At 60.7% G+C, this 25,493-nt stretch carries 21 protein-coding genes and 4 pseudogenes; 12 read left to right on the top strand and 13 right to left on the bottom strand.

All coding sequences use genetic code 11. The features are described 5' to 3' along the window. Nucleotides 1–662: 662 nt before the first annotated feature. Together KS03_RS04035 and KS03_RS04025 are read right to left on the bottom strand one after the other, a co-directional pair. Nucleotides 663–2,300 carry a methyl-accepting chemotaxis protein gene (locus KS03_RS04035; protein WP_015878060.1) on the bottom strand — a complete coding sequence of 546 codons (1,638 nt, stop codon included), beginning with the start codon at nt 2,298–2,300 and terminating at the stop codon, nt 663–665. 976 nt (nt 2,301–3,276) lie between these two features. Continuing rightward, a complete protein-coding gene (locus KS03_RS04025) occupies nt 3,277–4,311 on the bottom strand; it encodes an AraC family transcriptional regulator (protein WP_015878061.1) in 1,035 nt (344 codons plus the stop codon). 339 nt (nt 4,312–4,650) lie between these two features. Here KS03_RS04025 and KS03_RS04020 point away from each other — a divergent pair, with 339 nt between their 5' ends. From KS03_RS04020 to KS03_RS03995, 6 genes are all read left to right on the top strand, one after another. Beyond that, nucleotides 4,651–5,898, top strand: a complete 1,248-nt coding sequence (locus tag KS03_RS04020) for a dienelactone hydrolase family protein (RefSeq protein WP_015878062.1) — start codon at nt 4,651–4,653, stop codon at nt 5,896–5,898. Between the two features lie 21 nt (nt 5,899–5,919). Continuing rightward, a complete protein-coding gene (locus KS03_RS04015) occupies nt 5,920–6,708 on the top strand; it encodes an SDR family oxidoreductase (RefSeq protein ID WP_015878063.1) in 789 nt (262 codons plus the stop codon). A gap of 51 nt (nt 6,709–6,759) precedes the next feature. Next, on the top strand, nt 6,760–7,998 hold the full coding sequence (locus KS03_RS04010; protein ID WP_015878064.1) for a styrene monooxygenase/indole monooxygenase family protein: 1,239 nt from the start codon (nt 6,760–6,762) through the stop codon (nt 7,996–7,998). 20 nt (nt 7,999–8,018) lie between these two features. Continuing rightward, on the top strand, nt 8,019–8,555 hold the full coding sequence (locus tag KS03_RS04005; protein WP_169511257.1) for a flavin reductase family protein: 537 nt from the start codon (nt 8,019–8,021) through the stop codon (nt 8,553–8,555). Nucleotides 8,556–8,590: 35 nt separating this feature from the next. Next, the gene (locus tag KS03_RS04000) at nt 8,591–9,538 is read left to right on the top strand and encodes a SphA family protein (RefSeq protein WP_015878066.1); all 948 of its coding nucleotides are present in this window, start codon (nt 8,591–8,593) and stop codon (nt 9,536–9,538) included. A gap of 100 nt (nt 9,539–9,638) precedes the next feature. Further along, nucleotides 9,639–11,207, top strand: coding sequence for a methyl-accepting chemotaxis protein (locus KS03_RS03995; protein WP_015878067.1), 1,569 nt, complete (start codon nt 9,639–9,641; stop codon nt 11,205–11,207). Between the two features lie 975 nt (nt 11,208–12,182). Here KS03_RS03995 and KS03_RS30965 read toward each other — a convergent pair. The 5 genes and pseudogenes from KS03_RS30965 to KS03_RS30955 all read right to left on the bottom strand — a co-directional run. Beyond that, a complete protein-coding gene (locus tag KS03_RS30965) occupies nt 12,183–12,743 on the bottom strand; it encodes a hypothetical protein (RefSeq protein WP_127913885.1) in 561 nt (186 codons plus the stop codon). Between the two features lie 136 nt (nt 12,744–12,879). Next, entirely contained in the window at nt 12,880–14,139 is a 1,260-nt protein-coding gene (locus tag KS03_RS29525) for a hypothetical protein (protein ID WP_015878068.1), read from the bottom strand. 1,002 nt (nt 14,140–15,141) lie between these two features. Further along, nucleotides 15,142–15,516: a DUF5594 family protein gene (locus KS03_RS29520; RefSeq protein ID WP_015878069.1), complete on the bottom strand. Its 375-nt coding sequence runs from the start codon at nt 15,514–15,516 to the stop codon at nt 15,142–15,144. A 262-nt stretch (nt 15,517–15,778) separates the two neighbouring features. Continuing rightward, complete coding sequence (locus KS03_RS03990) at nt 15,779–16,234, bottom strand: antitoxin Xre/MbcA/ParS toxin-binding domain-containing protein (RefSeq protein WP_015878070.1); 456 nt, start codon at nt 16,232–16,234, stop codon at nt 15,779–15,781. 71 nt (nt 16,235–16,305) lie between these two features. Next, nucleotides 16,306–16,454: pseudogene (locus tag KS03_RS30955) on the bottom strand (IS481 family transposase); the annotation flags it as partial. Nucleotides 16,455–16,457: 3 nt separating this feature from the next. On the opposite strand from KS03_RS30955, the pseudogene KS03_RS32620 reads away from it, so the two are divergent. Next, nucleotides 16,458–16,694 (top strand): annotated as a pseudogene (locus tag KS03_RS32620) (hypothetical protein); the annotation flags it as partial. A 3-nt stretch (nt 16,695–16,697) separates the two neighbouring features. Here the strand turns inward: KS03_RS32620 and KS03_RS30950 are convergent. The 4 genes from KS03_RS30950 to KS03_RS03980 form a co-directional block, all read right to left on the bottom strand. Continuing rightward, nucleotides 16,698–17,489 carry a hypothetical protein gene (locus KS03_RS30950; RefSeq protein WP_127913884.1) on the bottom strand — a complete coding sequence of 264 codons (792 nt, stop codon included), beginning with the start codon at nt 17,487–17,489 and terminating at the stop codon, nt 16,698–16,700. Between the two features lie 530 nt (nt 17,490–18,019). Continuing rightward, nucleotides 18,020–18,394, bottom strand: coding sequence for a Pycsar system effector family protein (locus tag KS03_RS33485; RefSeq protein ID WP_479686257.1), 375 nt, complete (start codon nt 18,392–18,394; stop codon nt 18,020–18,022). Nucleotides 18,395–18,451: 57 nt separating this feature from the next. Beyond that, nucleotides 18,452–19,498, bottom strand: a complete 1,047-nt coding sequence (locus KS03_RS03985) for an IS481 family transposase (protein ID WP_015877383.1) — start codon at nt 19,496–19,498, stop codon at nt 18,452–18,454. A 239-nt stretch (nt 19,499–19,737) separates the two neighbouring features. After that, the gene (locus KS03_RS03980) at nt 19,738–20,400 is read right to left on the bottom strand and encodes a hypothetical protein (RefSeq protein ID WP_174484816.1); all 663 of its coding nucleotides are present in this window, start codon (nt 20,398–20,400) and stop codon (nt 19,738–19,740) included. A 203-nt stretch (nt 20,401–20,603) separates the two neighbouring features. Between KS03_RS03980 and KS03_RS28915 the strand changes: the two genes are divergently transcribed. The 5 genes and pseudogenes from KS03_RS28915 to tnpC all read left to right on the top strand — a co-directional run bounded on the left by KS03_RS28915 (nt 20,604) and on the right by tnpC (nt 23,862). Then, the gene (locus tag KS03_RS28915) at nt 20,604–20,951 is read left to right on the top strand and encodes a transposase (RefSeq protein ID WP_133164453.1); all 348 of its coding nucleotides are present in this window, start codon (nt 20,604–20,606) and stop codon (nt 20,949–20,951) included. Nucleotides 20,952–20,994: 43 nt separating this feature from the next. After that, a pseudogene (locus tag KS03_RS29510) lies at nt 20,995–21,800 on the top strand (IS5 family transposase). A gap of 19 nt (nt 21,801–21,819) precedes the next feature. Next, entirely contained in the window at nt 21,820–21,948 is a 129-nt protein-coding gene (locus tag KS03_RS32615) for a hypothetical protein (protein WP_411800376.1), read from the top strand. Further along, nucleotides 21,924–22,274, top strand: a complete 351-nt coding sequence (gene tnpB, locus KS03_RS03970) for an IS66 family insertion sequence element accessory protein TnpB (RefSeq protein ID WP_012732753.1) — start codon at nt 21,924–21,926, stop codon at nt 22,272–22,274. Before KS03_RS32615 ends, tnpB begins: the two co-directional genes overlap by 25 nt. Nucleotides 22,275–22,305: 31 nt before the next feature. Further along, nucleotides 22,306–23,862: an IS66 family transposase gene (gene tnpC / locus KS03_RS03965; RefSeq protein ID WP_012732752.1), complete on the top strand. Its 1,557-nt coding sequence runs from the start codon at nt 22,306–22,308 to the stop codon at nt 23,860–23,862. A 27-nt stretch (nt 23,863–23,889) separates the two neighbouring features. Here the strand turns inward: tnpC and KS03_RS29500 are convergent. Both KS03_RS29500 and KS03_RS29495 read right to left on the bottom strand, forming a co-directional pair. Continuing rightward, a protein-coding gene (locus tag KS03_RS29500; protein WP_085962356.1) for an IS5-like element ISBugl2 family transposase occupies nt 23,890–24,707 on the bottom strand; the annotation gives its coding sequence in 2 pieces (ribosomal slippage) (nt 23,890–24,359 and nt 24,359–24,707; 819 coding nt in all). A 99-nt stretch (nt 24,708–24,806) separates the two neighbouring features. Continuing rightward, nucleotides 24,807–25,417: pseudogene (locus KS03_RS29495) on the bottom strand (IS5-like element ISBugl2 family transposase); the annotation flags it as partial. Nucleotides 25,418–25,493: the final 76 nt, after the last annotated feature.

Below are 25,493 nucleotides of genomic sequence, written 5' to 3'. Positions count from 1 at the left end.
CAGGCTTGTCGGCGATGCGTCAGCCGCCCAAGCCCCGGCAGCTTCTGCCGGGTTCGCGATCCACCGCGCCGCCGGCGTCATGAATGGCCCCGAGTCCCTGGCAATGGAATCGACGGATTGGCAATCAAGGAAAATTCGCGCGCCGGTGCGTAAAGAAGCCGGGGCGTCCAACGCGCGATATCGGCTGCGCCAGATGCTGAATCCGCTGCTTGGCGGGCTCGGGGCGCGTCGTCGAGTGGGAGCCGACAGCCGGCCGCCATCCACTCGGGCACCGGCCGTCGATTCGTCGGATTCGCTGGATTCGAGCGCAAACTCGATGCGTGGGTCCGGGATCGGCACGATCACACCGCCCAGGCGGACCCCGCCTTCGATATGAGCCGCAGCGCCGGCGATGCGCGTGGACGGCGCGTATGAGCGGATTGCCCGGACGCGCAAATGCCGATCCCAGCCTCCGCGGCGCCGAGTCACAACGCCATGCAGCCCAGCGCCCCGCTGCGGATTCTCGCCGTGCGCGTCCTCGCTTGACGGCTCGCGCACGGCACTCGTATCACGGCTTCCGGCGGTAAGTAGCCGGCGGTGGCTCAGCAAGCGTGCCGGTTATCGGCCTCGGCCCCGGCCCGGGCTCCGACTCGCCGACGAGGTGTCGGAAAAACGGCCTTGGATCAGGGACGCGGCAAAGCCGCCCGGCGCAGCCCGTCCGAATCCCTCCATGTCGGCGTGGCCGACATGGTGTCACTGACGCGGAAGAACGCGATCGCCTGCGTCAGCTGGCGTCCCTGCCCCTCGAGCGACTGCGAGGCTGCCGCCGCTTCCTCCACCAGTGCCGCATTCTGCTGCGTGACCTGATCCATCTGCGTGATAGCCAGGTTCACCTGTTCGATTCCCCGGCTCTGCTCGCCCGATGCCGCTGCAATTTCCCCCATGATGTCCGTCACGCGGGCAACGGCTTGCGTGACTTCCGACATCGTCTTGCCAGCCTCGCCGGCCAATGCGGCACCGTCCTGAATTTTCTGCACCGACGCGCCGATCAGGTCCTTGATCTCCTTGGCCGCGCTGGACGAGCGCTGCGCGAGATTGCGGACTTCGCTCGCCACCACGGCGAAGCCGCGCCCCTGTTCGCCGGCGCGCGCCGCTTCCACCGCTGCGTTCAGTGCGAGAATATTGGTCTGGAACGCGATGCTTTCGATAATGCCGGTGATATCGGCGACCTTCGTCGAACTCTGGCTGATCTCGGTCATGGTGCCGACGACCTGTCCGACCACCGCGCTGCCCTTATGCGCCACCTCCGACGCGTTGGCGGCCAGTCCGCTGGCCTGCTGCGCATTTTCAGCGTTCTGCTTCACGGTCGACGTCAGTTCCTCCATGCTCGAGGCAGTTTCCTGGAGCGACGACGCCTGCTGTTCGGTACGCGAGGAGAGATCCTGATTGCCCGACGCAATCTCGCTCGCGCCGGTGGCGATGTTGTCGGCCGAGGCTCGGATCTGGCCGACCAGCTTGACCAGGCTGCCTTGCATTTCTCCGAGCGAGGCGAGGACACTCCCCTTCGGCGCATGCGCGGCGTCCTCCACCGGCCGCAGATCGCCGTCGGCAACCCGACGTGTAATCGCGCCCAGCTGTGCGGGTTCGGCGCCCAGCGCCCGGGTCAGGCTCCTCGTGATCAACACGCCGGCGACCACGGCCGCCAAGCCGGACGCAAGACTGATCATGATGAGCAGCGTGCGTTGCAGGGAGAAATTCTCCGATGCCTGCTTGATCATTTCCTCCGCGTGCGACTGGGTGTATTCGCCGTAGGCATTGGTGGCGCTGATCAGCGCGGTAAGAAGCGGACGGCACTGCTCGTCAATCATCTTCACGGCCTCGTCACGGCGGTTTCCGGTGCCAGCCTGAACGATCGCAAGCGCAACCGGCCCGTACTTTTCTTCGACGCTCGCGATGTTCGCGACCAGTTCCTTCGCTTTCTCGCTGGAGTCCGAGGCGCCGGCCAGCATCTGTTGCAGTTGCGTCAGCTTCTCGTGAACTTCCTCGTGGGCCTTCATCGCCTTGACCTTCTCCGACTCGATTTCGGCTGGCGAGGTGACGAACAGAATGTCCCGCGCGGCGATCGCGCGGCGGTCGACGGAGGTTCGGATCTGCTCGGCCAGTTTGGCGCGAGCGTTGACACCTTTTACAAACCCCTCGAATCTGGCGTTTGCCGCGTTGAGCGAGCTAAGTGCGAAGCCCGACACCGCCAGAACGAGAATGATTAGTATACCGAAGGAGAAAGTCAGCTTGAACTTAACCTTCATATTCGAGATGTTCATACGATTTCCTTTTTGTTGGTCCTTTTCTACACCCAGTCATGTCTTGCATGCCTTAACCGTTACTACGGAAGACACGCGAGTTGCTTGAATAAAGAATCTCGCCGAGCCGTCTGCCAGAGGGTTTACGATCGACTCCCGCGACCGGCGATCGGAATCGATTCAGTCTTTACAGGGCGCCGCCGATGATGGCGGGCGCCGCTTCGCAGGCGGTTTGCGGCAGGCGGTTTGCGGCAGGCGGTTTGCGGCAGGCGGTTTGCGGCAGGCGTGGGCAGGGTTGCCTCCGCTGCGGCGCTTTAGCCGATATAGGGTGAGGCGTCGCCGCGCGCCGCGTGCGGTGGCGGCGGCCAAGCGATGAGCCGGCCAGCGGCGCTATCGTGCGATGGGATGCCGGCTGCCGTGACAGGCGCTTCGGCAAGGTGCCGGATGCCGGGTCCGGCATCGCGCGGCCGAGTGACATCGGCCCGGGCTATACGGCGCACGAGGCGCGCCAGTCGGCAGCGCTGCCCGGCCCGAAGCCTTTGCTGCGGCGGCCAACGAGGAAGGCATGAGCTGCGGGTGGTCAGGCCGCCCCGGCGAGGAGGGCAGCGCGCGTTCGCCGCGACGCGCCTGGCCGAACGCGGCTTCGGCTGGCTCGGCCGCTTTCGCAGGCTCGCGCGTGACTACGAGCGCCGGCCGAAACCACCGGCCGGCTCGCACTGCGCCGTCCTGGTCTGCGTGAAGCTCATGCGCGCCGTCCGGTATTTTTGAAAGTGCATAACATGCTCTGGAAAAACCTGAGCGCAACGGTAGCGCGCAAGCGCTGCCGCCCAGCAAGCCGACGCTGCCCGACGATGGTGCGTCCCGATGGTCCGGCCGGGCCTCGGGGCGCGGCAGGACGATGCGTGCGCCGTGCGTTGCGCCGCGCGGGGCTCCTGGGGTCGTTGAAGCCGCTAGCAGCGTCGCACGCCGCTCCCCCGGGTCACACGCGCCTGGCGGCCTAGCGCATCTCGCGGCGCATCCTCAGGCTCGCCGAAGGCGATTCGCCAAAGGCGCGCTTGTATTCCATCGCGAAACGCCCGAGATGGGCGAAACCCCATTTCAGCGCGATATCCGTCACCGACGGGCGCCCCGTGCCGTGCATGGCATCCGCGCCGATCAGGTCGCGACGCACGCGCTCGAGCCGCAACTGGCGCACGAAAGCCATCGGCGTCACGCCGTGATAATGCTTGAAGGCCGCAAACAAGGTGCTCGCACTGACGTTGCCGAATTCGGCAAGCTGCTCGATGGTCAGCGGCTCCTGCAAATGGGTGCGGATATATTCCTCGACACGCCGCACGCAAGTCGGCGCCAGCGGCCGGCGCTCTCGCGCCTTGTCGTTGCGCGCGCTGTTCGGTTGGCCGTAGATCAGCGCATTGAGCAGTGTCGATTCGAACTGCTCGAAGGCGAGCGCGTGGCGCAGCGGATGCGCCTCCGTGCTCATGATTTCCGCCAGTACCGGAAGCAGTTGCATGAGGCACTGCCCCTGCGGCGACGTGAGGTCGAATTCCGGTGCGAACTCGATCGGCCCGCGCGCCGCTTCACCGAAGTGGCGCTGGGCGTGGCGCTCCATGGCCGAGCGCTCGATGCGCAGAATGGCCTGAGGGCACGCTTCGCCCCAGCGCATGCGCAGCGCCAGCGACGGCGAGACCAGCGAAGCGGTGGAAGGCGACGAGACGAACCGCTGGCCGCCGCATTCGATTTCCGCCTGCCCCTGCAACGGCACTTGAAGCAGGAAGAAATCCTCGAGCCGATCGGGTTCGATGATGACTTCGCTGCCGTAGTCGAGCAGATTCAGCGAAAGGTTGCCCCATCGCGTGTGATGCAAACGGCCATGCAGCGCGCTCGCGCCGCCGGCGACGGTCAGCCGATGCGGCTTGAGCACGTCGGCCACCGACGCCCGCACCTCGTCGAGGTCCGTCGATTGCATCAACAGATTGCCGCAGTTGAACCATGGGGCGTCGGCAAGGCGGTTCCCAGCTAAACAATGCGCCATCGAGGTTCTCCCATCACGCTGATCTGCACTTCATGAGGGCATCTATCACCGTCTTGGTGATCCGCACGGCCGGATTCCCGGAGGATTCGGATAGCGACGCGAGCATCCGGACAATCGGGCGGTCCACCCGGTTTACGGCAAAAAAAGGCAAAAAGCGGGCCTGTGCGCATCGTAGAAGAGCGCCTCGCGCGCCTACATCCGCATAAACCCGCGGGGTCGAGCGCTGCGCCGCGGGCACCGCGATTTTCTGGAGTCACCGGATAAGGTTTCAATGAAACGGATAGAGGGCGCCGTTTCGGCCACCAATACTAGGCCAACACCAATTCCATGGAGGAGCGCATGAAAGGGCAAACGATCGAGATCGCGCTGCCGGGCGGCGAATGCTTCAAGGCCTACCTGAGCACGCCGGCGAGCGGCAAGGGGCCGGGGATCGTGTTGTGTCACGAAATATTCGGCGCCAACCGCCACATGCGCGAGGTGGCCGATTATTACGCAGAAGAAGGCTACACGGTGCTGTTGCCCGATCTGTTCTGGCGCCGCGAGCCGGGCATCGAACTGGGCGAATCGCCCGACGACGTCGCTCGCGCGATGGCACTTTACGAAACGTATGATGAAAATCTCGGGGTCGGCGATATCGCCGCCGCGCTGAACGTGCTGGCGCAGCGCCCGGAATGCAGCGGCGGCACGGGCGTCCTCGGCTTCTGCCTGGGCGGCAAGCTTGCCTGGCTGGCTGCCTGCCGCCTGCCGCAGGTGGCTTGCGCGGTCAGCTATTACGGCGTGGGCATCGAGCAGGCGCTGGCGGAGGCCGCGTCGCTGACCGGCCGCGTGGTGCTGCACATGGCCGGTGAGGACCGCTTCTGTCCTCCGCAGGCGCGCGAGCAGATCGGCCGCACGCTGGCGGGGCATCCCGACGTCGAACTCTACACCTACCCCGGTGCCGACCACGCGTTCGCCCGCACCGGCAGTGCGCATTGGGACAAGGCATCGGCCTTGATGGCGCATCAGCGCTCGGTGACGGCGTTTCGGGAAACGATCGGCCCGCGCTACGATCTTTCCGCGCTCTGGGAAACCCATCTCGCGCACGAGTTCGATACGCGCAACGTCGAGGCGACGATGGCCACCATGGTCGCCGAACCGTACGTCAACCACATTCCCACGCTGACCGGCGGCGTCGGCCACGACGAACTCGCGCATTTCTATCGCCATCATTTCGTGCACGCCAATCCGCCCGACACCACCATCACGCCGGTGTCGCGCACCGTCGGCGCCACGCAGATCGTCGACGAACTGCTGTTCTGCTTCACGCATACGACGGCAATCGACTGGATGCTGCCGGGCGTCGCGCCGACCGGCAAGCGTGTCGAGATTCCGCTCGTGGCGATCGTGAAGTTTCGCGGCGACAAGCTCTATCACGAGCATATCTATTGGGATCAGGCCAGCGTACTGGTGCAGATCGGACTGCTCGATCCCGCCGGCCTGCCGGTCGCGGGCGTGGAAACGGCCCGCAAGCTCCTCGACGAGACCGTGCCCTCGAACCGGCTGATGCCGAACTGGCGGCGCGAGGCCGCCGCTCACGACACCCCCTGATCCGCTTCAAGGAGAACACTGATGATCGATCTGAATGACAAGGTGGCGATCGTCACCGGCGGCGCGACCCTGATCGGCGCGGCCGTGGCACGTGATCTCGTCGCCGCGGGCGCCCGCGTGGCGATTTTCGACATCGATCGCGACAACGGAGCGCGCGTCGCGGAATCGATCGGCGAACACGCGGTTTTCATGGCCGTCGACATCACCGACGACCACGCGATTCAACACGCCGTTGCCGGGGTCGCGGACCGCTTCGGCAGCGTGGACATCCTCGTCAACCTGGCGTGCAGCTATGTCGACAACGGCATGCAGGCGAGCCGCAACGACTGGCTGGGCGCGATGGACGTGAACGTGGTCTCCGCCGTCATGCTGAGCCTGGCCGCGCACCCCTACATGGTGAAGCGCGGCGGCGGCGCCGTGGTGAATTTCAGCTCGATTTCCGCCAGTTGCGCCCAGACCGGGCGCTGGCTCTATCCGACCTCCAAAGCCGCGATCCGGCAGCTCACGCGCAGCATGGCAATGGATTTCGCGCGGGACCACATCCGCGTCAACTCGGTGTCGCCGGGCTGGACCTGGTCCCGGCTGATGGACGATCTCACCCATGGCGACCGTGCCAAGACCGACCGCGTGGCGGCGCCCTATCATTTGCTCGGCCGAGTGGGCGATCCCGAGGAAGTCGCACGCGTGGTCACCTTCCTCTGCAGCGATGCGGCGAGTTTCGTGACTGGCGCGGACTATGCCGTGGATGGCGGCTACTCCGCCATGGGCCCCGAGCAGGCTCAGCCCGCGATTCCCCGGCTCACCGAATAACGGACGAGGCTCACGCGCCCCATTCACTCTTTCCATCAATAAGGAATCCAAATGAGACGAATCGCCATTGTCGGTGCTGGCCAGTCCGGCCTGCAGCTTGCATTCGCCCTGCTCGACCAGGGATATCACGTCACGCTCGCCACCAACCGCGATGCGGAATCGATCCGCTCGGGCCGCGTGATGTCGAGCCAGTGCATGTTCCACTCGGCGCTGCAGATCGAGCGCGATCTGGGCCTCAACCACTGGGAGGAGAGCTGTCCCTCGGTGGAAGGGATCAGCCTGACGCTCGTGTCGCCCGACGGCCGGGGTGCCAAGGCATTCGAATGGTCGTCGCGGCTGACCCGGTACGCGCAGTCGGTCGATCAACGCCTGAAAATGTCGGCGTGGCTGCTCGAAGTCGAACGCCGCGGCGCACAGGTTCAGCTCGGCGACGTGGGCATTCCCGAGCTGGAGGCGCTCGCGCAAAGCCACGACCTGGTCCTGCTGGCGGCCGGCAAGGGCGACATCGTCAATCTGTTCGGGCGCGACGCGTCGCGTTCGGCGTTCGACCGTCCGCAGCGCGCGCTGGCGCTGACCTACGTGACCGGCATGACGCCCAGTACGCCGTATTCGCGCGTGCGCTTCAATCTTCTGCCCGGCATCGGCGAGTACTTCGTTTTCCCCGCGCTCACGCTGTCGGGCCCCTGCGAGATCATGGTATTCGAGGGCATCCCGGGCGGCCCGCTCGACTGCTGGGGCGACGTGCAGAGCCCCGAGCAGCATCTGGAGCGCAGCCTGTCGATCGTCCGCCAGTACCTGCCCTGGGAGGCCGAACGCTGTCGCAACGTCGAATTGAGCGATGCGAACGGCACCCTGTCCGGACGCTTCACGCCGTGCGTGCGCAATCCGTCGTTCCGTCTGCCGTCGGGCCGCGCGGTATTCGGCATGGCCGATGCCGTGGTGGTCAACGATCCGATCACGGGCCAGGGGTCGAACAGCGCGGCCAAATGCGCCAGCGTCTACCTGGACGCCATTCTCGCGCACGAATCGGCACCGTTCGGCGAGGACTGGATGCAGGCCACCTTCGAGCGCTATTGGTCGTACGCGCAGCACGTCGTGCGCTGGACCAACTCGCTGCTGACGCCGCCGCCGCCGCATCTGGTCGACCTGCTCGGCGCGGCCAGCACCTCGCCGTCGCTGGCCGCGCGCATCGTCAACGCCTTCGACGATCCGCGCGAATTCTCGCCGTGGTGGTTCGACCCGCAGGCGTGCTCGGCCGAGATTCGGGAGCACCTCGCCTGCGCCGCATGAACGTCACCGGAACCGTCGCCATGAACGCTTCACTCGACTTTGAATGCGCCGCTGCGCCGGCGCTCGATCCCGCGCAGCTGCGCTCGGTGTTCGGTCAGTTCGCCACCGGCGTGACCGTGGTCACCACTCGCACGGCGAGCGGCCGGCGCATCGGCCTGACCGCGAATTCGTTTTCTTCGCTGTCGCTCGACCCACCCTTGATCCTGTGGAGTCTGCGCAAGGCTGCACCGAGCTGTGCCGACTTTCAGCAAGCCGAGCATTTCGCGGTCAACATTCTCGCGCATGACCAGATCCCGCTGTCGAGCCACTTCGCACGCCCCGCGGAAGACAAGTTTGAAGGGGTGCCGCACACGGCCTCGGCCTCGACGCGCGTGCCATGCCTGGAAGGCACGAGCGCGCGGCTCATCTGCCGCAACGTCGGCCAGTACGAAGGCGGCGATCACCTGATCTTCATCGGCCAGGTCGAGCATTTCGATGTGTTCGGCAAGGCGCCGCTGGTGTTCCACGGCGGCCGGTATCAAGCGCTCGCCGAGCACCCGGCTGTAGCGAAGGCATAGCCATTCGTCGTCCATCATCGTCCCACAGGCGCCCCATGACACATCGTATTCGAAAGCTCGCCGCGGTGGCGCTGGCCACGGCCGCCTGCGGCACGGCCAGCGCGGCCGACCTGCCTTCGCTGAATCTCGGCTTCACGAGCTTTCTCGACGGCCTGCCGCCCGCCGGTTCCGGCTGGTATGCCACGCAGTACCTGGAGTACTACAGCGCGTCGCGCATCAACGACAATGCCGGCAATCGCGTGGCCCTGCCCTGGCAGTCGGTCGATGTCTTCGCGGGCCTGAGCCAGCTCGTGTATCAGGCACCCGTGAAAGTCGGCGGCTTCCATCCCGGGCTCGACGTCATTGTGCCGTGGGTGGCCGCCGCCCATACCGACGACGGCTTGAACAACATGGCGCTCAACGGGCGGGCGGGCTTCGGCGATCTCGTGATCGGGCCGTTCCTGCAGTCGGATCCGCTCATGGGCGCGTCCGGGCCGCGCTTCGCCCAGCGCGTCGAACTGCAGTTCATCGTGCCGACCGGCGCCTACGATCCGTCGCGGGCGATCAATCCGGGCAGTCATTTCTGGTCGTTCGATCCGTATTGGGCCGCAACCGTCTGGCTGACGCCGAAGTGGACGTTCTCCTGGCGCCTTCACTATCTGTGGAATTCGAGCAACCACGAGCCCGCCACCGCGCTCGGCCCGGACGTGACCTCCACCCAGGCGGGCCAGGCCGTGCATGCCAACTTCGCGACCGAGTACGAGCTGCGCCCGGGGTTGCGAATCGGGCTGAACGGCTACTGGCTGCGCCAGATCACCGACATGAAGGCCAATGGCCAGGATGTGTCCGGCACGCGCGAAGGCGTATGGGCAATCGGTCCCGGCGCGATGGTCAGCTTTTCGCCGCAGGATCATCTGATGTTCAACGCGTATTTCGAGCGGGACGCACGGAATCGACCGCAAGGTACGCGCGCGATACTGCGCTACGTGCATCATTTCGACTGAACGCGCCGGTCGCTGCGATCTCCAGCTCCGATCGCATCGAACCCCCTCGACCGCGGGCGAGCGCCCGCGTTGCCATTCGGACAGAGCGGCGCCCACTATCATGGCCAAATCCACGCTTACCGTTTCCGCGCGTCTCGCGCTTGCCTTCGGCTCGCTGACGCTGGCGTTCGCCACCTGCGGCGGCTTCGCGCTCTGGCAGCTCGCACGCGCCAATGCGCGGCTCGAGCAGGTGGTCGACGACGGCAACGTCAAACTGGCGCTGGCCACGGATCTGTCGCGACAGGTGTTCATCGGTACCGATGCGGTGAAGACCATGCTGCTGGTCGCGGACCCGGCGACGCAGGCCGCCCTGGCCAAGCGCGGCTACGCCGCGAAGCAGCGCTTTCTGGAGGAGCGCGAAGCCTTGCGCCGCGCGAATCGCGACGCCGCCGGGGCCGCTGCGCTCGTCGATGCCATCTACGAGGCCAACGATCGACGCGCCGCGCCCGATTTCGACCAGTTCGTCACGCTGACCCAGCAAGGCCGTCGCGCCGAAGCCGGCACCTGGCTGGAGACCCGCACCGGCCCGTCCATGCAGGCGCTGCAGGACAGCATCACGCGCTATGCCGACTTCGAGACGGAGCGCAACCGGGCGCTCAAGGAACGTAATCTGCGGGATTATCGTACCGCCCGGCTGGTGCTCGGGATCGCGCTGATCGGCTGCACGGCGCTGGTGATGGCCGTCGGCATCGGCATCGCCCGCAGTCTGAGGCGCGAGCTGGGCGCGGAGCCGGCCGTCGCGCGCCATTTCGTGCACCTCGTCGCGCAGGGGGATCTGTCTCGGGCGCCGCCCGTCGCCGCGGTCCGCGCGGGCAGCCTCGTCGTGGCGCTGGACGAGATGCTGCACGGGTTGAGGACGCTGGTCGAAAGCGTGCGGCGACATGCCGATGACGTCACTCTGGCCACGCGCGAGATCGCCGATGGCACGCGCGAGCTGTCCACGCGGACCGAACAACAGGCCGCCTCGCTCGAACATACCGTCGCCAACATGGCCCAGCTCACGGGCAGCGTGAAGCGCAATGCCGACGATGCGCGTGAGGCCAGCGCGCTGTCGCACGGCGCGACCGAGGTGGCCGGCGCCGGCAATGCCGCCGTGCAGGACGTGATGCGAACCATGGCCGAGATCGGTGGCAGCTCGCGCAAAATTGCCGATATCACCGGCCTGATCGAAGGCATCGCGTTTCAGACCAATATCCTTGCCTTGAACGCGGCGGTCGAGTCCGCGCGCGCCGGCGAGCACGGGCGCGGCTTCGCGGTGGTCGCCGGCGAGGTACGCAATCTCGCGCAGCGCTCGGCCGCGGCCGCCAAGGAGATCGGCGCGCTAGTCGAGTCATCCACCGCCATCGTCCATCGCGGCGAGACCCAGATCGCCGCCCTCGGCAAAACGATCGGCTCGCTGCAGCGGGCGGTAGACGACGTCTCCAGGCTGCTTGGCGATATTGCCGCCGCCTCGCAGGTGCAAAGCCGCGGCATCGAGCAGGTCGATCACGTGCTGTCTCAAATGGACGAGGTGACGCAGCAAAACGCGGCCTTGGTCGAGCAGGCGGCGGGCGCGGCGCAATCGCTGGACGAACTGGCGCAAGGCTTGAAGCAGGCCGTCTCGACGTTCAGGCTTCCCTCGCTTGCCTGAGCGGGACGCTCCTGAGCGGCGGCATGGCGCGCCCGCCTGCTTGCCCGGTACCGATGAGGCTCGCGGTATCGACGCGCTGCGTCCCGACCTCGAAGGCGCGCGGGACCGGATGGCGTCGATTTGGGATACGCCGAGTACGGCATCGACTTCACCGTTTCGGTGGACAGGGCGGCGCCGCTCACCGGCTGCCGGGCGCTGTCCACCCAGGCGCGGCGGCTGTCGGACCAGGACCGCGGCGTCGTGCCGCCGCCGCGAGCGGCAGGATCTGGCCGTCGCGGGCAGCTGCCGCAAGCGCATCGCGGCCATTCCCGGCCAGGCGCTGCGCCAGCTCCTCGAATCGGCTGGTGTAGGCTTTCAAAATAGGTGTCTTTATCACCCTGGAAAAATCAAGGACGTGGACATCTTTTTTGAGACACCGCATGCCTGTCGTCTCAGAAAAGATGTCCGTGGCCCCGAAAATTCTCAGAAAAGTCGTCCCCGAGAATGTCACGACCTCGCCTAGTTGTCTCGACAGAGCTTAGAGACCAGCAGCGCAATGGATGGGCGTTCCAGCGGCCAGCGCAGTCGGCACGCCTGGCGGACAATCCCGTGTATCATTCTCAAAGCTAATGCGCCAGCGTCGATCGATGAGCCGAGCGATCATTAGATCGTCCGGCCAAGTGGGTTGACATGCAGGCAGCTCGAGATCCGTCCTGTCAAGTGACATACAACATGAGGCCGGGGCCGCTTGAAATAACAAGGAAATATCATTTTTTACTTAAAATATTGCCAAGTTCGACACGGAAAATAAGACATTTCAAAAATAGCCAAAAAATAAGTGATATTATTTCAATAAATACTATATTTTGCGACACATTACAAAAAGCCTCGCGCGAATACAATTCTTGATTCAGCATCATCTCTACCAAAAGCAACGACACTGTGCGCCGGATCATTGCCGATCATTCTTACCGCATGCGCAAGGCAATTCTCCCCCTATCTTTGTAAATTATCTTGATTCGATCGAAAAGTGAGATTGACATTGGATTGACATTTTTTTCCATCCCATTTTTCAATTGTCTGTATATCAATTATTTTCCTGCAAAGCATTCCTACCGCATCCCAAGCGTTCATTTCAAAGCATAGCCTGGCTTGCCTATAAAGATCGCAAGGTTGAGTCACAAGCATTCCGGATGAGTAATGCGGCGGAATAAGCGGCGGACGATCAATAAGCATTTGAATCCCCCCTTCAATCAAATCTCCTTGGCCATTTGCAAACACCTTGAGATTAGTATTTTTATTTTTCTCCCTCATCAACAAGCGCCGCAATGTTTGCACCAATAAAATGCAGGCAATTTGGAAATTTTGAAGAAATAGAAAATAAAAATATTCAAACTCTGCCCATCTATCTCGATAGAAATCTTCAGCAATTCGGGATTGATTTCCGGGGCTGCAATCCTCAACTAGGAAAGTGGCATTTTTCCCGCACTTAGGGCATACACCTCTAAACTTTAAATTTGCGATAATTACTTTAGACCCTCGATCTGTGATGCCCAACGAATAGCGGAGATTATATTACGGAAAATTCTATGAGAAAATTCTCTTAGGCTGATGACAGCGATCACACCAATAGTCTACACACTACCGCATAGCGAAGGAATTTTCGCTCTCACTTAGAAAGTTAAATAAGGCGCTATTTACTTGCAATCATCAAAAGTTCTTTTTCCAAAGTCTCAACGACTGTAGAAAAATTGGCTCTCACACTACTTCGGGCCGCTTCTCTGGTAGCAATCGCATCTTCCGAGAAATATTTTCTGACAGCAGAGGCACCATTCTCGTCATCAGTTGCGATCAACTTGAACGCATCACCATCAAAAAATGGCATTGGATTAAATTCGCCAACCTTAAAGGCACATGCCTTAAGTGAATAGAGATCCATAATCTCAATAAATCCACGATCAAAAGTCAATAGCGCAGGAAAGAAATACCTTGCCTGCTTAACTGGATTAAATGTAATGGACTGCTCCATTTGTCGAACATGCCACATATCCCAAGCCATGTTGCGCAGCAGCTCCAGAATATCCTTCTTTGATTTTTTCTGAATTCTCCCAAAGAACTTGAGGTCTTGGCCTCGTGTGAAATATGCGCGGGCAACTGCGACCTCTCGCACGCTGATTGCCGCAAGCCCAGAATGACAAAACTCCATGAAGGCAGACATTTTCTCGCAGATGCCTGCGCCCGGGGATTTCAATTGAATCGCCGCCATCTTGATTAAGCATGCGTACATGTATTGATGCCGAAACTTAATTCTCTTCATTCCGGAATCATCGCTGATATCCATGTACATCTTCGACAACAGATGCTGGGCTGACGTTGTCAACTCTTGTTCAGTCAGCGTTGATTGAACTTCGCCTTTCGATTTGAGCCATTTTGCATCAATCGTGCGTAAAATTTCGTAGGCTTTGAGATTTTCGAAAATCTCATCAGCCGATTTTCCATCGGCAAGATTAGGTAGATTTTCGGTGAAATAGGGGATTGGATCAACATTAACCTCGGGACTTGCAATGAACTCAAAAACCTCTAAAAAGTCTGCCGGAATCCCTCCGCCACGCTTGCCCGCCATATGAGGAACAAGGTAGCTCATTGCATTGGTATCGAGGGAAATTGAGTAATCAATCGGATAGGTTGATTGTCCCGACTCCATTTCCAAGGCCGTATCCGGGTCTAGCACAAGAACGCGATCGGTTTTGAATAGACTACGGACGGCGGCACCTGCGGCAAACGTTCGATTTACCGCAAAACCAGGTTTTCCACCCTTATCCGACGCAAATACAAATTTGTAATTCTTGAGAAATGGGGCTGCAAGATGATACAGTCTAAATGCTTCACCGGTGTTGTCCGAGTTGCAGATACGCGCAACAATTTGCTCAATATTGATATCTCGAAAATCCATCTCCCCTCCGTGAATAGTGCCGAAAATATTTGAGCCTTGCAATTACCTACGTAGGCAATTGGTCTTTGACCAAAAGTCAGTGGTAATGCCCCGTTTTCCACGGCAAGCAGAAGTAGAAACTAAGCGGCCATGGCCAGCCGCTGCTTTGGCGTAAAATCACTCATCGCCATACCGGGCGCTCATGATTGTAAGTCCACATCCAGTCGACCACTGCTAAATTAACTCCGGGCTCCAAATCCGAGTGCTACTGAAAGCGAGAGAACGTCGCCCGCACACCATGCTCAAAGCTCAGAATACGCAAGCATTCACACCCAGCAGGTGTTGATGCGCAGCGATACACTCCGAGCAAATGCGCTCGTTGGCGCCAACAAGGATTGCATTGGGTTCGACTCAGTGGCCACCCAAGCTGATCTGCGTGTGCTTCGTCCCGCTACCATGTCTAGACACTCGGCTAGCCTGGGGAGGTCAGAAACGGGCATAATTTCGGCATCGCGGGAGAAAGTTATGACACGAAAGCTTTACGGCATCGAGTTGAAGCCCCGGGGAGAGCCCGTCCGCCCTGTTCCCATTGATTTATCGGGACCAGAAGGAGAGCGTATTGTTCGAAGCGCTGTCAAGCGAGTGCTTGAGACGCACAAGGACGTCATCAAGGCACTTGCCAAACGATGAGTTCATGTCTTCCGATATCTGCTAAGACGGTACAGATATTCTCACAACGAGATCCTTCGGACTGGACCTGACTTGTCGGATGACTTGGGTAAAGCGTCGCGCTACTCAAGGGCGTAGGGACGTTGCGACGACCTTCATTCCGACGACATCGACGGTTTTGTGAGTTGCGACGACTGACGGAAGAGCCGCTCTCACGCGGCCCTTCTCTTCTGGGCTCGACGTGCGCATGCTGCAGCACCAGCCTTGAAGGTTGACAGCTTGCATAGAGGCAAGCACGGGTGCATTATATATTGCTCGCCGCGCTGCGTTATGGTCCATCCGATCAGCCGCCGATTAAACATCGAAATGGTCGAGATACAAGCGCTCAAGCGGCCCATGCTGTGTTCTGGAGCCGAAATCTATAGGGCGTTCTTGCATCCATCCCTGCATCTTGCCCGGAAGTGATTCTAAATAAGCGTCGAAATTATCTGGGTTCGCAAGCAGTTCTTCTATAGCTCTCTCACGCCACGTTAGATGCACATTCAGTAAGTAGGGAAATCCGGTATCGCCTTCACGACTTTTCGCTCCGATTCGAACCCAGGACGGGTGCCCGCTCTCATGCCGCACGACGTCGGCAGTGACTTGCTGGGCATGATAGAGGCTACTGATTTTTTCCGCGATTCGTATTGCAAATTCGTCTTCAAATCTGTGCCAGTCGTTCGCATTCATCTAAACCCCCAAGGCTCGTCTGAGGGATAAGTATCGCACGAGGCCCAGTTACGGCACATAGCACAAAGTCTTTACGTGTGTTCCAACAGAAGGCCAACTTGCATCCTACCGCCCGATTGTCGATGACTCACGGACTGCGGTCGAACGTCTGGTTCTGGCCGCTTGACGACACATACATTACCGGCGGCCCCCGGGGTCGTTTTATCTGTCTGGCGCTGGCCCCCTTGGCTGTCGCTGTAGTTGCTGATACGCCAGAGATCCATCAGGCGAAGATGCCCTCGTCGATCTGTACGAGGGCATCTTCGACGAGTCGCGCGCCGTGCTCGGTTGCTGCCAGTTCGAGCGCCGTTTTACCGGCGAATCGGGTTTGCTGGCCACGCAGCCAGATCATCGCCTTTTCCTGATTACCGAAAATGGCTTGCGACTGCGCCAAGATCTTCACGAGGCGGATCGCCTTGTCAGACTCGGTTTTGGACAGGCGCTCGCCGTGCTGCCGGCGATATGAAAGAGTGCTGCGAGGAATGATGAAGATGAGTTCTTTGTCTTTCAGACCGTACGCGTCAAGGCGGTCAAGCACATCGATGCCTACCCGCTGTTCTGCAAGCACGGCGAGATCCCTGCTCGAGCGAACAGGTGCCTGGAGCAGGTCGCAAACCAAGGAAAATTCGGCCGCGCGTGGATGAGCTTTTCCGCTAGGATGGAACTCAACGATCGACATGACTGCATCCTCATTAACCGTAGAAGTCGCGATCCGATCTGACAGTTACCCGTTCCGACGGTGCATGACCGTCAGATCAGATTCAGATGGCTCACTTTTCACGCCAAACCTCCTTGCCCGCGATGAGCGTCTGCAGAGGCGTGCGACCGCAGCACATCTTACCCTGATGGGTTCGCTCGCCGTTGTAATACGCAAGCCAAGTATCGAGATCGGCCTGTAGTCGCCCGTGCTGCCGGCGGCCTCGGAGGGACGCGAGATCGTGACGAACTACCGCGCGATAGGTTTCACGCTCGGACGGCACCCGCTCGGGCTGCTGCACGATCGCCTGCGAGCTGACTAGCTGCTGCCGGCGCGCGAGCTCGCGCAGTTGCGCAACGGGCAGTTCGCGCGGGCCTGCGGGATCGTGACGGTATGCCAGCGCCCAGGCACGGCCAAAGGCGTGCTGTTTATCACGCTCGAGTAGCTACTTGGATTTCTCGGGACCATGACACTCTTGCCTAGTTGTAATCAACCGGTCCCCTACCAGCACCCCAGTCGACACAAAATCTCGATCAAGATGCACAGTCGGCCGGTTGCCAACCGCAGGGCAGCCGCCATCAGCGGTGTACTCCATAGCAAATAGCGTCTGGTTAAGGATTATTCCCGTAGCCTGTGCGTCTGATATCGATTCTGGCGCCGCGACGATCACCGTAGCGATACCGAGTAATGCTGCCGGGGTAAACAGTTCAATAACGTCTCGCAAGTAGCGCCCTTGAAGCACCGGGTCACCACGGCGACCGAAGCGCACTCGTCGCCACCAAATGAATATCCTGTCCGTCTTCTCCTCCGGAATGAATTTTAACCACTCTCGCACGGATCTCAACAAGAGCGACGGCAGGTTGATCAAAATAAGTATTGCGCCACACACGGCCAGAAAAATTGCAGCGCATCGGACAAAATTCAGGACTACATACCAGGATGACAGAAGACCAACAAAACTCGGGAAGTACTTCGCATCTGCATGTGTCAAAAGTCGCGTCGTACGTATTGCTTGCGATGTTCCGATCGCCAAACATACCGCAGTCGACATCGCATATAACGTTTTGCCGAGCACCTTTCCCCATGACCACTTCGCGATCCGGGAAAGTATCAGATGTGCATGCCGAAGAGCAGCAATCGATGTCACCACACCGACGCAGAATATCTCGTATGTGGAACCGATCCAGGGCATCCAGTGCAGGGTAGTAAGTATCAGACGAGCAATCATGTACATCATGACAGCTCCGTACAAGACCGGGACGTCGGGAGGAAGCTTGCGCAGCGGCCGTAGCGCTTTCATGATACGCATTACCCGCCTCAACATCATCCTGCGAAAAGGTGGCAGGAATCGCCGCCACTCCAAAAATAGCCCCCACAACATGAAACCGAAAAAGGAGGCTCCTATAAGCTTAGCTCCCCAACCATAGCTGACCACCCTTGTCGCCAACGTCAACCCCAAAAGCACAACTACAAGCCGCACCCCCGGATGTCGGAATACCCCGCCTACTGCATTAATCCAATATTTCATATACCCCTCTATTATTGCGATATTTATGCAGACATCCAATGTATCGCGACATTCAAAGCGCAATCGCCTTATCGCGTCGATCTATACTCAAGAAAGGCGAACTTGGAGAGAGTCCACTTGGAGAGCACGGTAATCAACATAACCAGAACAATGCCAAACGAGGGCAACTGCACGCGGACAAGTCAGTTGATACCTCTGCCAAGCAGGCGAAACTTCGAAGCTGCAATCGTTGCGAGCACTTAAGCCTGCGCCGAGAGGTCTGTATTCACGTCCTCCGCGGTCATTGACACGAGGTAAGTTGTGTAGCCATCGCGGCCACCGGCATGCGAGGCGACATCGCAAAAAAATAGCAGAGGGTTTCTCGTATGGCGCGCGGGCGGCTGGCGTTTGCAGCTTGAGCGCGCGGCGGGGTACGCGTACTGGCCTGCGACCAATGTCGAGAGCACCGAAAGCAGCGAGACTGCGAGCAAGCCCCACCAGGCCCAGTCGTGCTCGCGCTTATCGGAAAGGTCGACGGGCTTGAAGCCGAGGCCACCGATGTAGGCCGTGCAACACGACAGTACGACCGCGATTTTCGAGTTCGTCGCGTTGATGTACCCGTCAAAGCGTTTGATGATTTGTAGAAGTCGCGACCCGATCTGACAGTTACCCGTTCCGACGGTGCGTGACTGTCAGATCAGATTCAGGTGGCTCACTTTCTCCTTCCACACCTCCTTGCCCGCGATGAGCGTTTGCAAAGGCGTGCGACCACAACACATCTTACCTTGATGCGTTCGCTCGCCGTTGTAGTACATCAGCCAAGTATCGAGATCGACCTGCAGTTCCGCCAGCGTCAGATAGAGCTTGTGGCGGAACGCGACCTGATAAAACTCCTGCAGGATGGTTTTATGGAACCGCTCGCAGATGCCATTGGTCTGCGGATGTCGCGCCTTGGTTTTGGTGTGCTCGATGTCGTTCAGCGCCAGGTACAGCTGATAATCGTGCGATTCCGGCTTGCCGCAATACTCCGTGCCTCGATCGGTCAGCATGCGGATCACACCCATGCCGTGCTCCTCGAAGAACGGCAACACCCGGTCATTGAGCAGATCGGCCGCCGTGATCGGTGTCTTGGTCGTGTACAGCTTGGCCATCGCCACTTTGCTGTAGGTGTCGACGAAGGTCTGCTGGTAAATCCGGCCTACGCCCTTGATCGTGCCCACGTAGAACGTGTCCTGCGAGCCCAGATAGCCGGGATGAGCGGTTTCGATTTCGCCATGAGCCACATCGTCGTCCTGCTTTCTTTCCAGCGCGGCCACCTGGTCCTCGCTCAGCACGATGCCTTTTTCAGCGACCTGCTTCTCCAGCGCCACGAGCCTCAGCTTGAAGGACGACAACGCGTGACGCAGCCAGATCGAACGAACGCCGGATGCAGACACGAAAATGCCGCGCCGGCGTAATTCGTTGCTGACCCGAACCTGCCCGTGGGCGGGCTGCTCGATGGCATAGGCCAGCACGGCGATTTCCGTCGCTTCATCGACTCGATTCTTGGGATTCGGCTTGCGCCGATTGCTGTCGAACAGGGCATCGACGCCGCCCTCGGCCACGGCGTTCTGATAGCGGTAGAACGTATCGCGCGACAGCCCCATCACCTTGCAGGCTTTCGACACGTTGCCCAGCTCGGCGGCCAGATTCAGCAGACCGATCTTGTGGCGGATGACATTTTGGTTGAGACTACTCACGGGGTTACTCCTTGGCGCTTGCGCGCTGTTTTGATGAAGATTCGCACCTCTATCAAAACGGGTAACCCCGCCTCTTGGCAAGGCCTTACTGTCAGATCAAGTCTGAACTTCTACAGATGATTTCGAGCAGCAGCTTCTGTTGCTCCTCGTGTGTTCGCGTCCCTGCCATCATTCCCTCGACAATCTGCCAAATCTTGCTCGAGCAGCGCGGCACGAACGGCCGCGACGCGCTGCCACCCCTACTGCTTGTTTCCGTTACGCCGGGTCTGCCGTGGGGCTCCCAGCACTGCGCCCAGGGCATCAAACCAGTTGCGGTCGTGAATCAGGCGCCCTTGATGCGCAGACACAGACAGGATTTGCGCCTTCGTCAACTGCGAGACGATTTCCCAGTTCGCGTGGGCGAGAATGTAGGTGGCGTTGTTCGTGAACCGGCTTTCCAGGATGCACAGGCCCTTGCTCGGGAAACCGAACACGACGTAATCGTCAAAGCCACCCAGACCGATGGCGACGAATTCCGGCGCGTACTTGCCCACTTCCTTGAAGCGCGATGCAACGACCTCGCGGCTCTTGCCACGGCTCTTGTCGATGACAGTTTCGAGCGACGACCATGCGGATTTCCACGGGTTCTTGCCAGGCGGCAGAAGCTTCCAGTTGAGGCGGCGCACTGGCACCTTGACCGACGGGCTCATCGACGTGTCGAGCACCTCGAACGAGCCGAACTGCTCGAACAACATATTGGCTGTGTTCGTCGCAACAACGGTCTGTTCATCCGTGTGTTTGAACGGACCGGCGACGATGCAATGCGCACCGTCAGGGTCGGCCGAGATAACAACCTCGATGGAGTACGGCGGAACGTTCGTACGCGGATAACGGTAGTACGGAACATCCTTGACCTCGGTCACCTCGACCTCACGGTCGCCGTGGCGCTGCGTATAAGTCCAGCTGATTTGACGATACGCAACCTCTTTGTCCTGGTCGCGATGAACGATGTCGAAGCCGTTAGAGGCCAGTTCAAAAGTAAGCGCTCTTTGAAGGACGCCATTGCACGACGAGGCTGATTCACCGAGGCTACGTGTCCATGTTCAATGAGCGTGGACAGGTGTGCATGAACGAGCAACACGGAGGTTTGCAGAGCCGGTTGGTGGCCGATCGCAAGCGAGACGGACGGCGCAAGTACGACGAGGATGCGAAGCGCGAGTTGATACAGGCGTGTCTGAAGCCAGGGGTGTCGATCGCGCGGACGGCCATGGAGCACGACATCAATCCGAACCTCGTTCGGACGTGGATTTCCAAGTATCAGCGCGAACAAGCCGCGGGCGAGATAGCCAGCTCCGCGGCGGAGCCGTCACGAGAGGCTCGCGTCGAGTTGTCGACGGCTTCCGTGCCTGAGGAATCAGCCTTCATGCAGGTCGTCACCTCTGCGGCTGCCCCCACTCCGGCTAAGAGCCGCTAACATAACCTAGACATGACGTAGCAGAAGTCGTATCGTCTGCGATATGGCAAGACGCAAAATCAGCAACGAGTTGTGGGTGGAGCTGGAACCGCTGATTCCGGAATTCACCCCATCGCCCAAGGGCGGACGGCGGCGCACGGTCGATGACCGAGCTGCGCTCAACGGCATCCTATATGTGCTGCAAACCGGTATCCCGTGGGAAGACCTCCCGCAAGAACTGGGCTTCGGCAGTGGCATGACGTGTTGGCGACGTCTGCGAGACTGGCAAGCGGCCGGTGTATGGCGCCGGCTGCATCTGGCGATGCTGCGTCGGCTGCGTGAGCACGACCAGATCGATTGGGAACGCGCCAGCCTCGATGGAGCCAGCGTCTCCAGCCCCCGGGGGGCCAGGAAACCGGCCCCAACCCGACCGACCGCGGCAAGCTCGGATCGAAGCGACACATCGTCGTAGATGCACGCGGCATTCCTCTGGCCGTCACGATCACGGGAGCCAACCGCCACGATTCGATGGCATTCGAGTCCACGCTCGATGCCATTCCTGCGGTACCCGGGCTGAACGGTCCGCCACGCAAGCGCCCGAGCAAACTGCACGCTGACAAAGGGTATGACTTCGGGCGTTGTCGACGTTATCTGAGACAGCGCGGCATCAAGGCTCGTATTGCACGCCGCGGTATCGAAAGCAGCGAACGGCTGGGCAGGCATCGTTGGGTCGTCGAGCGTACGCATGCCTGGTTCGCCGGATTCGGCAAGCTTCGAATTCGCTTCGAACGACGCCTCGATATTCATACCGCTCTGCTTGTCCTGGCTGCCGCCGTCATCTGCTCCAGATTCGTGGATGACTTGTGTTAGCGACTCTAAATCGGCTGCGGTGTCCTCGCTGAAGGTGCACTTACCAAACGGCGTTTCCTTGGAGCTGAGCCAGGCGAACTTCGATGAACTGACGATGCTCGTCCAGATGCTCGGGAGGCTGCCGTGTTCCGGTTCGACGAAGGGCTGAAGGTCTACCTGCATCGCGATCCGGTCGACTTCCGCATGGGCATCAACGGGCTGTCGATCCTGGTCGAACAGGCGATGCGCCTGAACTCAATGACCTCGGCGCTGTTCGTCTTCGGCAACCGCCGTCGTGATCGAGTCAAGATCCTCGGCTGGGGCGGCAACGGTTTCTGGTTACTGCTCAAGCGACTCGAAGCCGACCGCTTCGTCTGGCCGAACGGTGGCGACACGATCACGATCAGCACCGAGCAGTTGCACTGGCTGCTCGACGGCATCGACCTGGCCGTGATCCAGAAGCATCCCCAGCGATATTACGCGCGGATGAGCTGAACACCACGCAGGTGGCGTGGTCTAATTGGCCATGCCGAACAGCCCCGTCATGCCGAGTGTTGAGCAATACCAGGCACTGCTCGCCGAACGCGATGCGCTGCGCGGTGAGCTTCGGCTCGTGACGGCTCAGCGCGATCTGGCCGAAGAGAAACTGCGGGCCTACAAGCACGAACTGTTCGGCGCCTCGAGCGAGGCGCGCCATGCCGACCAGCTCGGCCTGTTCAACGAAGCCGAGGCGCTGGCGACGACTGCCGACGCGCCCGCGCGCGAGGATATGCCCGGTACATCGGTCGCGGCCCACACGCGAGGCAAGCGCGGGCGCAAACCACTCGATCCGAATCTGCCGCGCGAGGTCGTGCGGCACGAGCTGCCCGAGTCCGAACGGTTCTGCGCCCATGACGGCCAGGCCCTCGTCGAGATCGGCGTGGAAACGAGCGAACAGCTCGACGTGATTCCCGAGCAAGTGCGCGTCGTTCAGCACCAGCGGGTCAAGTACGCGTGCCCATGCTGCGATCTCGGCATCAAGGTCACGCTGGCGCCGACGCGCATCATTCCGCGCGGGCTGCTCACGGAATCCGCGCTGGCGTGGATCATCACCGGCAAGTATCAGTACGGCATGCCGCTGTATCGTCAGGCCACACTGCTGCGTCGCTTCGGCGGTGACATCTCGTCGAATACGCTGGCCGCCAGCGTGGTGCGGGTAGGTCTGGCCACGCAGCCGGTGATCAACCTGATGCGCGACGCGCTGCTCGAATCGAACTTGATCTACGGCGACGAAACCACGTTCCAGGTGCTGAAGGAACCAGGACGAAGGCCGCAGACGAAGAGTTACCTGTGGGCGCAGGTCAACGGCTCGGGGCCGTCCGTGCGGATGTTCTCCTACTCGCCCGGGCGCGGTGCTCAACATGCGCAGAAGCTGTATGCCGGTGTACAGCCCGGCACTGCGCTGATGACGGATGGCTACGAGCTCTATAACGGCATCGCCCACGATCACCAGCTCGTGCATCTCGGATGCTGGGCACACGTGCGCCGCGGCTTCATCAAGGCCGAGGAGTCGGTGCCGAAGGCGGCACGCTCACCGGATCTGCTGGCCACACGCTTCGTGGCACTGATCGGCAAGCTGTTCGCGGCCGAGGCGCGCAGTGCGAAGTGGGAGTCTGAACGTCGGCGACGGCTGCGCGCCCGGTACAGCGCCCGCGTGCTCGTCATCATCGAGCGCATGCTAATCGAGCATCTGCCGGGCGTCGTGCCGTCGAGTTTGCTCGGCAAGGCATTGCAGTACATGAACGGACAGTGGCCCAAGCTGGTCCGCTACGTCGAGAACGGCAACTGGCCGATCTCGAACAACCTGTGCGAGAACGCGATAAGGCCGTTCGTCGTCGGCCGCAAGGGCTGGCTGTTCTCTGATACGGTCGCCGGTGCGCAGGCCAGTGCCAACCTGTACTCCCTCGTCGAGACGTGCAAGGCGAACGGCATCGAGCCGTATCGCTATCTGGTCTGGCTGTTCACCAGGTTGCCGCTCGCTGCAACCGCCGACGACTACGCCGATCTCATGCCTTGGAGAATGTCTGCTGGCCTCAACCGCTGAGGGGCGTCGTTAAAAGACCGCGTACGTTCAAAAACCCTGCTCAGCTCGTCTGAAGATGTTCCAACAGATGATCGAGCAGCCAAGTTTGAGGAATGCTTCGTGAATGTAGGCACGTCGCTCGAAGCGAGTGCGTAGGCGCCGGAAATTGTGGAGCCAGGAATGCGTACGTTCGACTACCCAACGATACTTGCCCAGACCACTGCCATGCTCGGTCCGGCGCTTGGCGATCACGGGCTTGATACCGCGTTCGCGCAACGCGCGACGATGTCGGGTGGAATCGTAGCCACGATCGGCGTAGACGACGCCGGGCTTCTGAAGCGGTCGGCCACGAACGCCGCGAATGGGTGGAATCGCATCAACGAGCGGCAGCAACTGCGTGACGTCGTTGGTGTTCGCGCCAGTCAGGATCGCAACGAGAGGAACGCCGTTGGCGTCTACGAGGACGTGGTGCTTGGAACCGGGTCGCGCGCGATCGGTGGGGTTCGGGCCAGTTTTTCGCCCGCCCCAACGGCGCGCACGGACGACGAATCGACCGCAGCGTATGACAGATCGATTTGGCCGGCCGCACGCAACTTGTCGAGTAGCAACTCGTGCAGTTGGTCCCATACACCAGCCTTTTGCCAGTCGCTCAATCGCCGCCAGCATGTGGCGCCCGAGCCAAAGCCCAGACGAGTCGGCAAGTGGTTCCAACGAATTCCCGTTTTGAACACGAACAGGATGCCGTTGAGAGCCGCACGGTCGGACACGCGCGGGCGACCAGGATCGCTCTTCGCTCGAAGCTTCGCAGGTGGCAGCAATGGTTCGATCAGTATCCACAGTTCGTCGTCAATGATTGGCGCTTCCATCCTTGGACTTCCGTTGTTCTGATGCCCAAGGTTAACAGCTTGCCGAGGAAGTAAACAGCCCCTCTCGGGAGTTTTTGAACTGGCCTCTAAGAGGCCAGTTCAAAAACCCTGCTCAGCTCGTCTGAAGATGTTCCAACAGATGATCGAGCAGCCAAGTTTGAGGAATGCTTCGTGAATGTAGGCACGTCGCTCGAAGCGAGTGCGTAGGCGACGGAAATTGTGGAGCCAGGAATGCGTACGTTCGACCACCCAACGATACTTGCCCAGACCACTGCCATGCTCGGTCCGGCGCTTGGCGATCACGGGCTTGATACCGCGTTCGCGCAACGCGCGACGATGTCGGGTGGAATCGTAGCCGCGATCGGCGTAGACGACGCCGGGCTTCTGAAGCGGTCGGCCACGAACGCCGCGAATGGGTGGAATCGCATCAACGAGCGGCAGCAACTGCGTGACGTCGTTGGTGTTCGCGCCAGTCAGGATCGCAACGAGAGGAACGCCGTTGGCGTCTACGAGGACGTGGTGCTTGGAACCGGGTCGCGCGCGATCGGTGGGGTTCGGGCCAGTTTTTCGCCCGCCCCAACGGCGCGCACGGACGACGAATCGACCGCAGCGTATGACAGGTCGATTTGGCCGGCCGCACGCAACTTGTCGAGAAGCAACTCGTGCAGTTGGTCCCATACACCAGCCTTTTGCCAGTCGCTCAATCGCCTGTTGATGTCCGCACAGAACTGACCCACTAGAGCTGAAAATTTTCATCGAATTTTGACCCACGTGATTGAATGCCCT

The organism is Burkholderia glumae LMG 2196 = ATCC 33617, assembly GCF_000960995.1.
GTDB lineage: Bacteria > Pseudomonadota > Gammaproteobacteria > Burkholderiales > Burkholderiaceae > Burkholderia > Burkholderia glumae.
The sequence above is the reverse complement of the archived record's forward strand: the minus strand, read 5'-3'. Positions and strand labels throughout refer to the sequence as shown.

Bases quoted from the DNA above. Each gene is read 5' to 3' on its own strand.
- KS03_RS04035 (WP_015878060.1), bottom strand. From the start codon at position 2,300: ATGAACATCTCGAATATGAAGGTTAAGTTCAAGCTGACTTTCTCCTTC.
- KS03_RS04025 (WP_015878061.1), bottom strand. From the start codon at position 4,311: ATGGCGCATTGTTTAGCTGGGAACCGCCTTGCCGACGCCCCATGGTTC.
- KS03_RS04020 (WP_015878062.1), top strand. From the start codon at position 4,651: ATGAAAGGGCAAACGATCGAGATCGCGCTGCCGGGCGGCGAATGCTTC.
- KS03_RS04015 (WP_015878063.1), top strand. From the start codon at position 5,920: ATGATCGATCTGAATGACAAGGTGGCGATCGTCACCGGCGGCGCGACC.
- KS03_RS04010 (WP_015878064.1), top strand. From the start codon at position 6,760: ATGAGACGAATCGCCATTGTCGGTGCTGGCCAGTCCGGCCTGCAGCTT.
- KS03_RS04005 (WP_169511257.1), top strand. From the start codon at position 8,019: ATGAACGCTTCACTCGACTTTGAATGCGCCGCTGCGCCGGCGCTCGAT.
- KS03_RS04000 (WP_015878066.1), top strand. From the start codon at position 8,591: ATGACACATCGTATTCGAAAGCTCGCCGCGGTGGCGCTGGCCACGGCC.
- KS03_RS03995 (WP_015878067.1), top strand. From the start codon at position 9,639: ATGGCCAAATCCACGCTTACCGTTTCCGCGCGTCTCGCGCTTGCCTTC.
- KS03_RS29525 (WP_015878068.1), bottom strand. From the start codon at position 14,139: ATGGATTTTCGAGATATCAATATTGAGCAAATTGTTGCGCGTATCTGC.
- KS03_RS29520 (WP_015878069.1), bottom strand. From the start codon at position 15,516: ATGAATGCGAACGACTGGCACAGATTTGAAGACGAATTTGCAATACGA.
- KS03_RS03990 (WP_015878070.1), bottom strand. From the start codon at position 16,234: ATGTCGATCGTTGAGTTCCATCCTAGCGGAAAAGCTCATCCACGCGCG.
- KS03_RS30950 (WP_127913884.1), bottom strand. From the start codon at position 17,489: ATGATGTACATGATTGCTCGTCTGATACTTACTACCCTGCACTGGATG.
- KS03_RS28915 (WP_133164453.1), top strand. From the start codon at position 20,604: ATGAACGAGCAACACGGAGGTTTGCAGAGCCGGTTGGTGGCCGATCGC.
- tnpC (WP_012732752.1), top strand. From the start codon at position 22,306: ATGCCGAACAGCCCCGTCATGCCGAGTGTTGAGCAATACCAGGCACTG.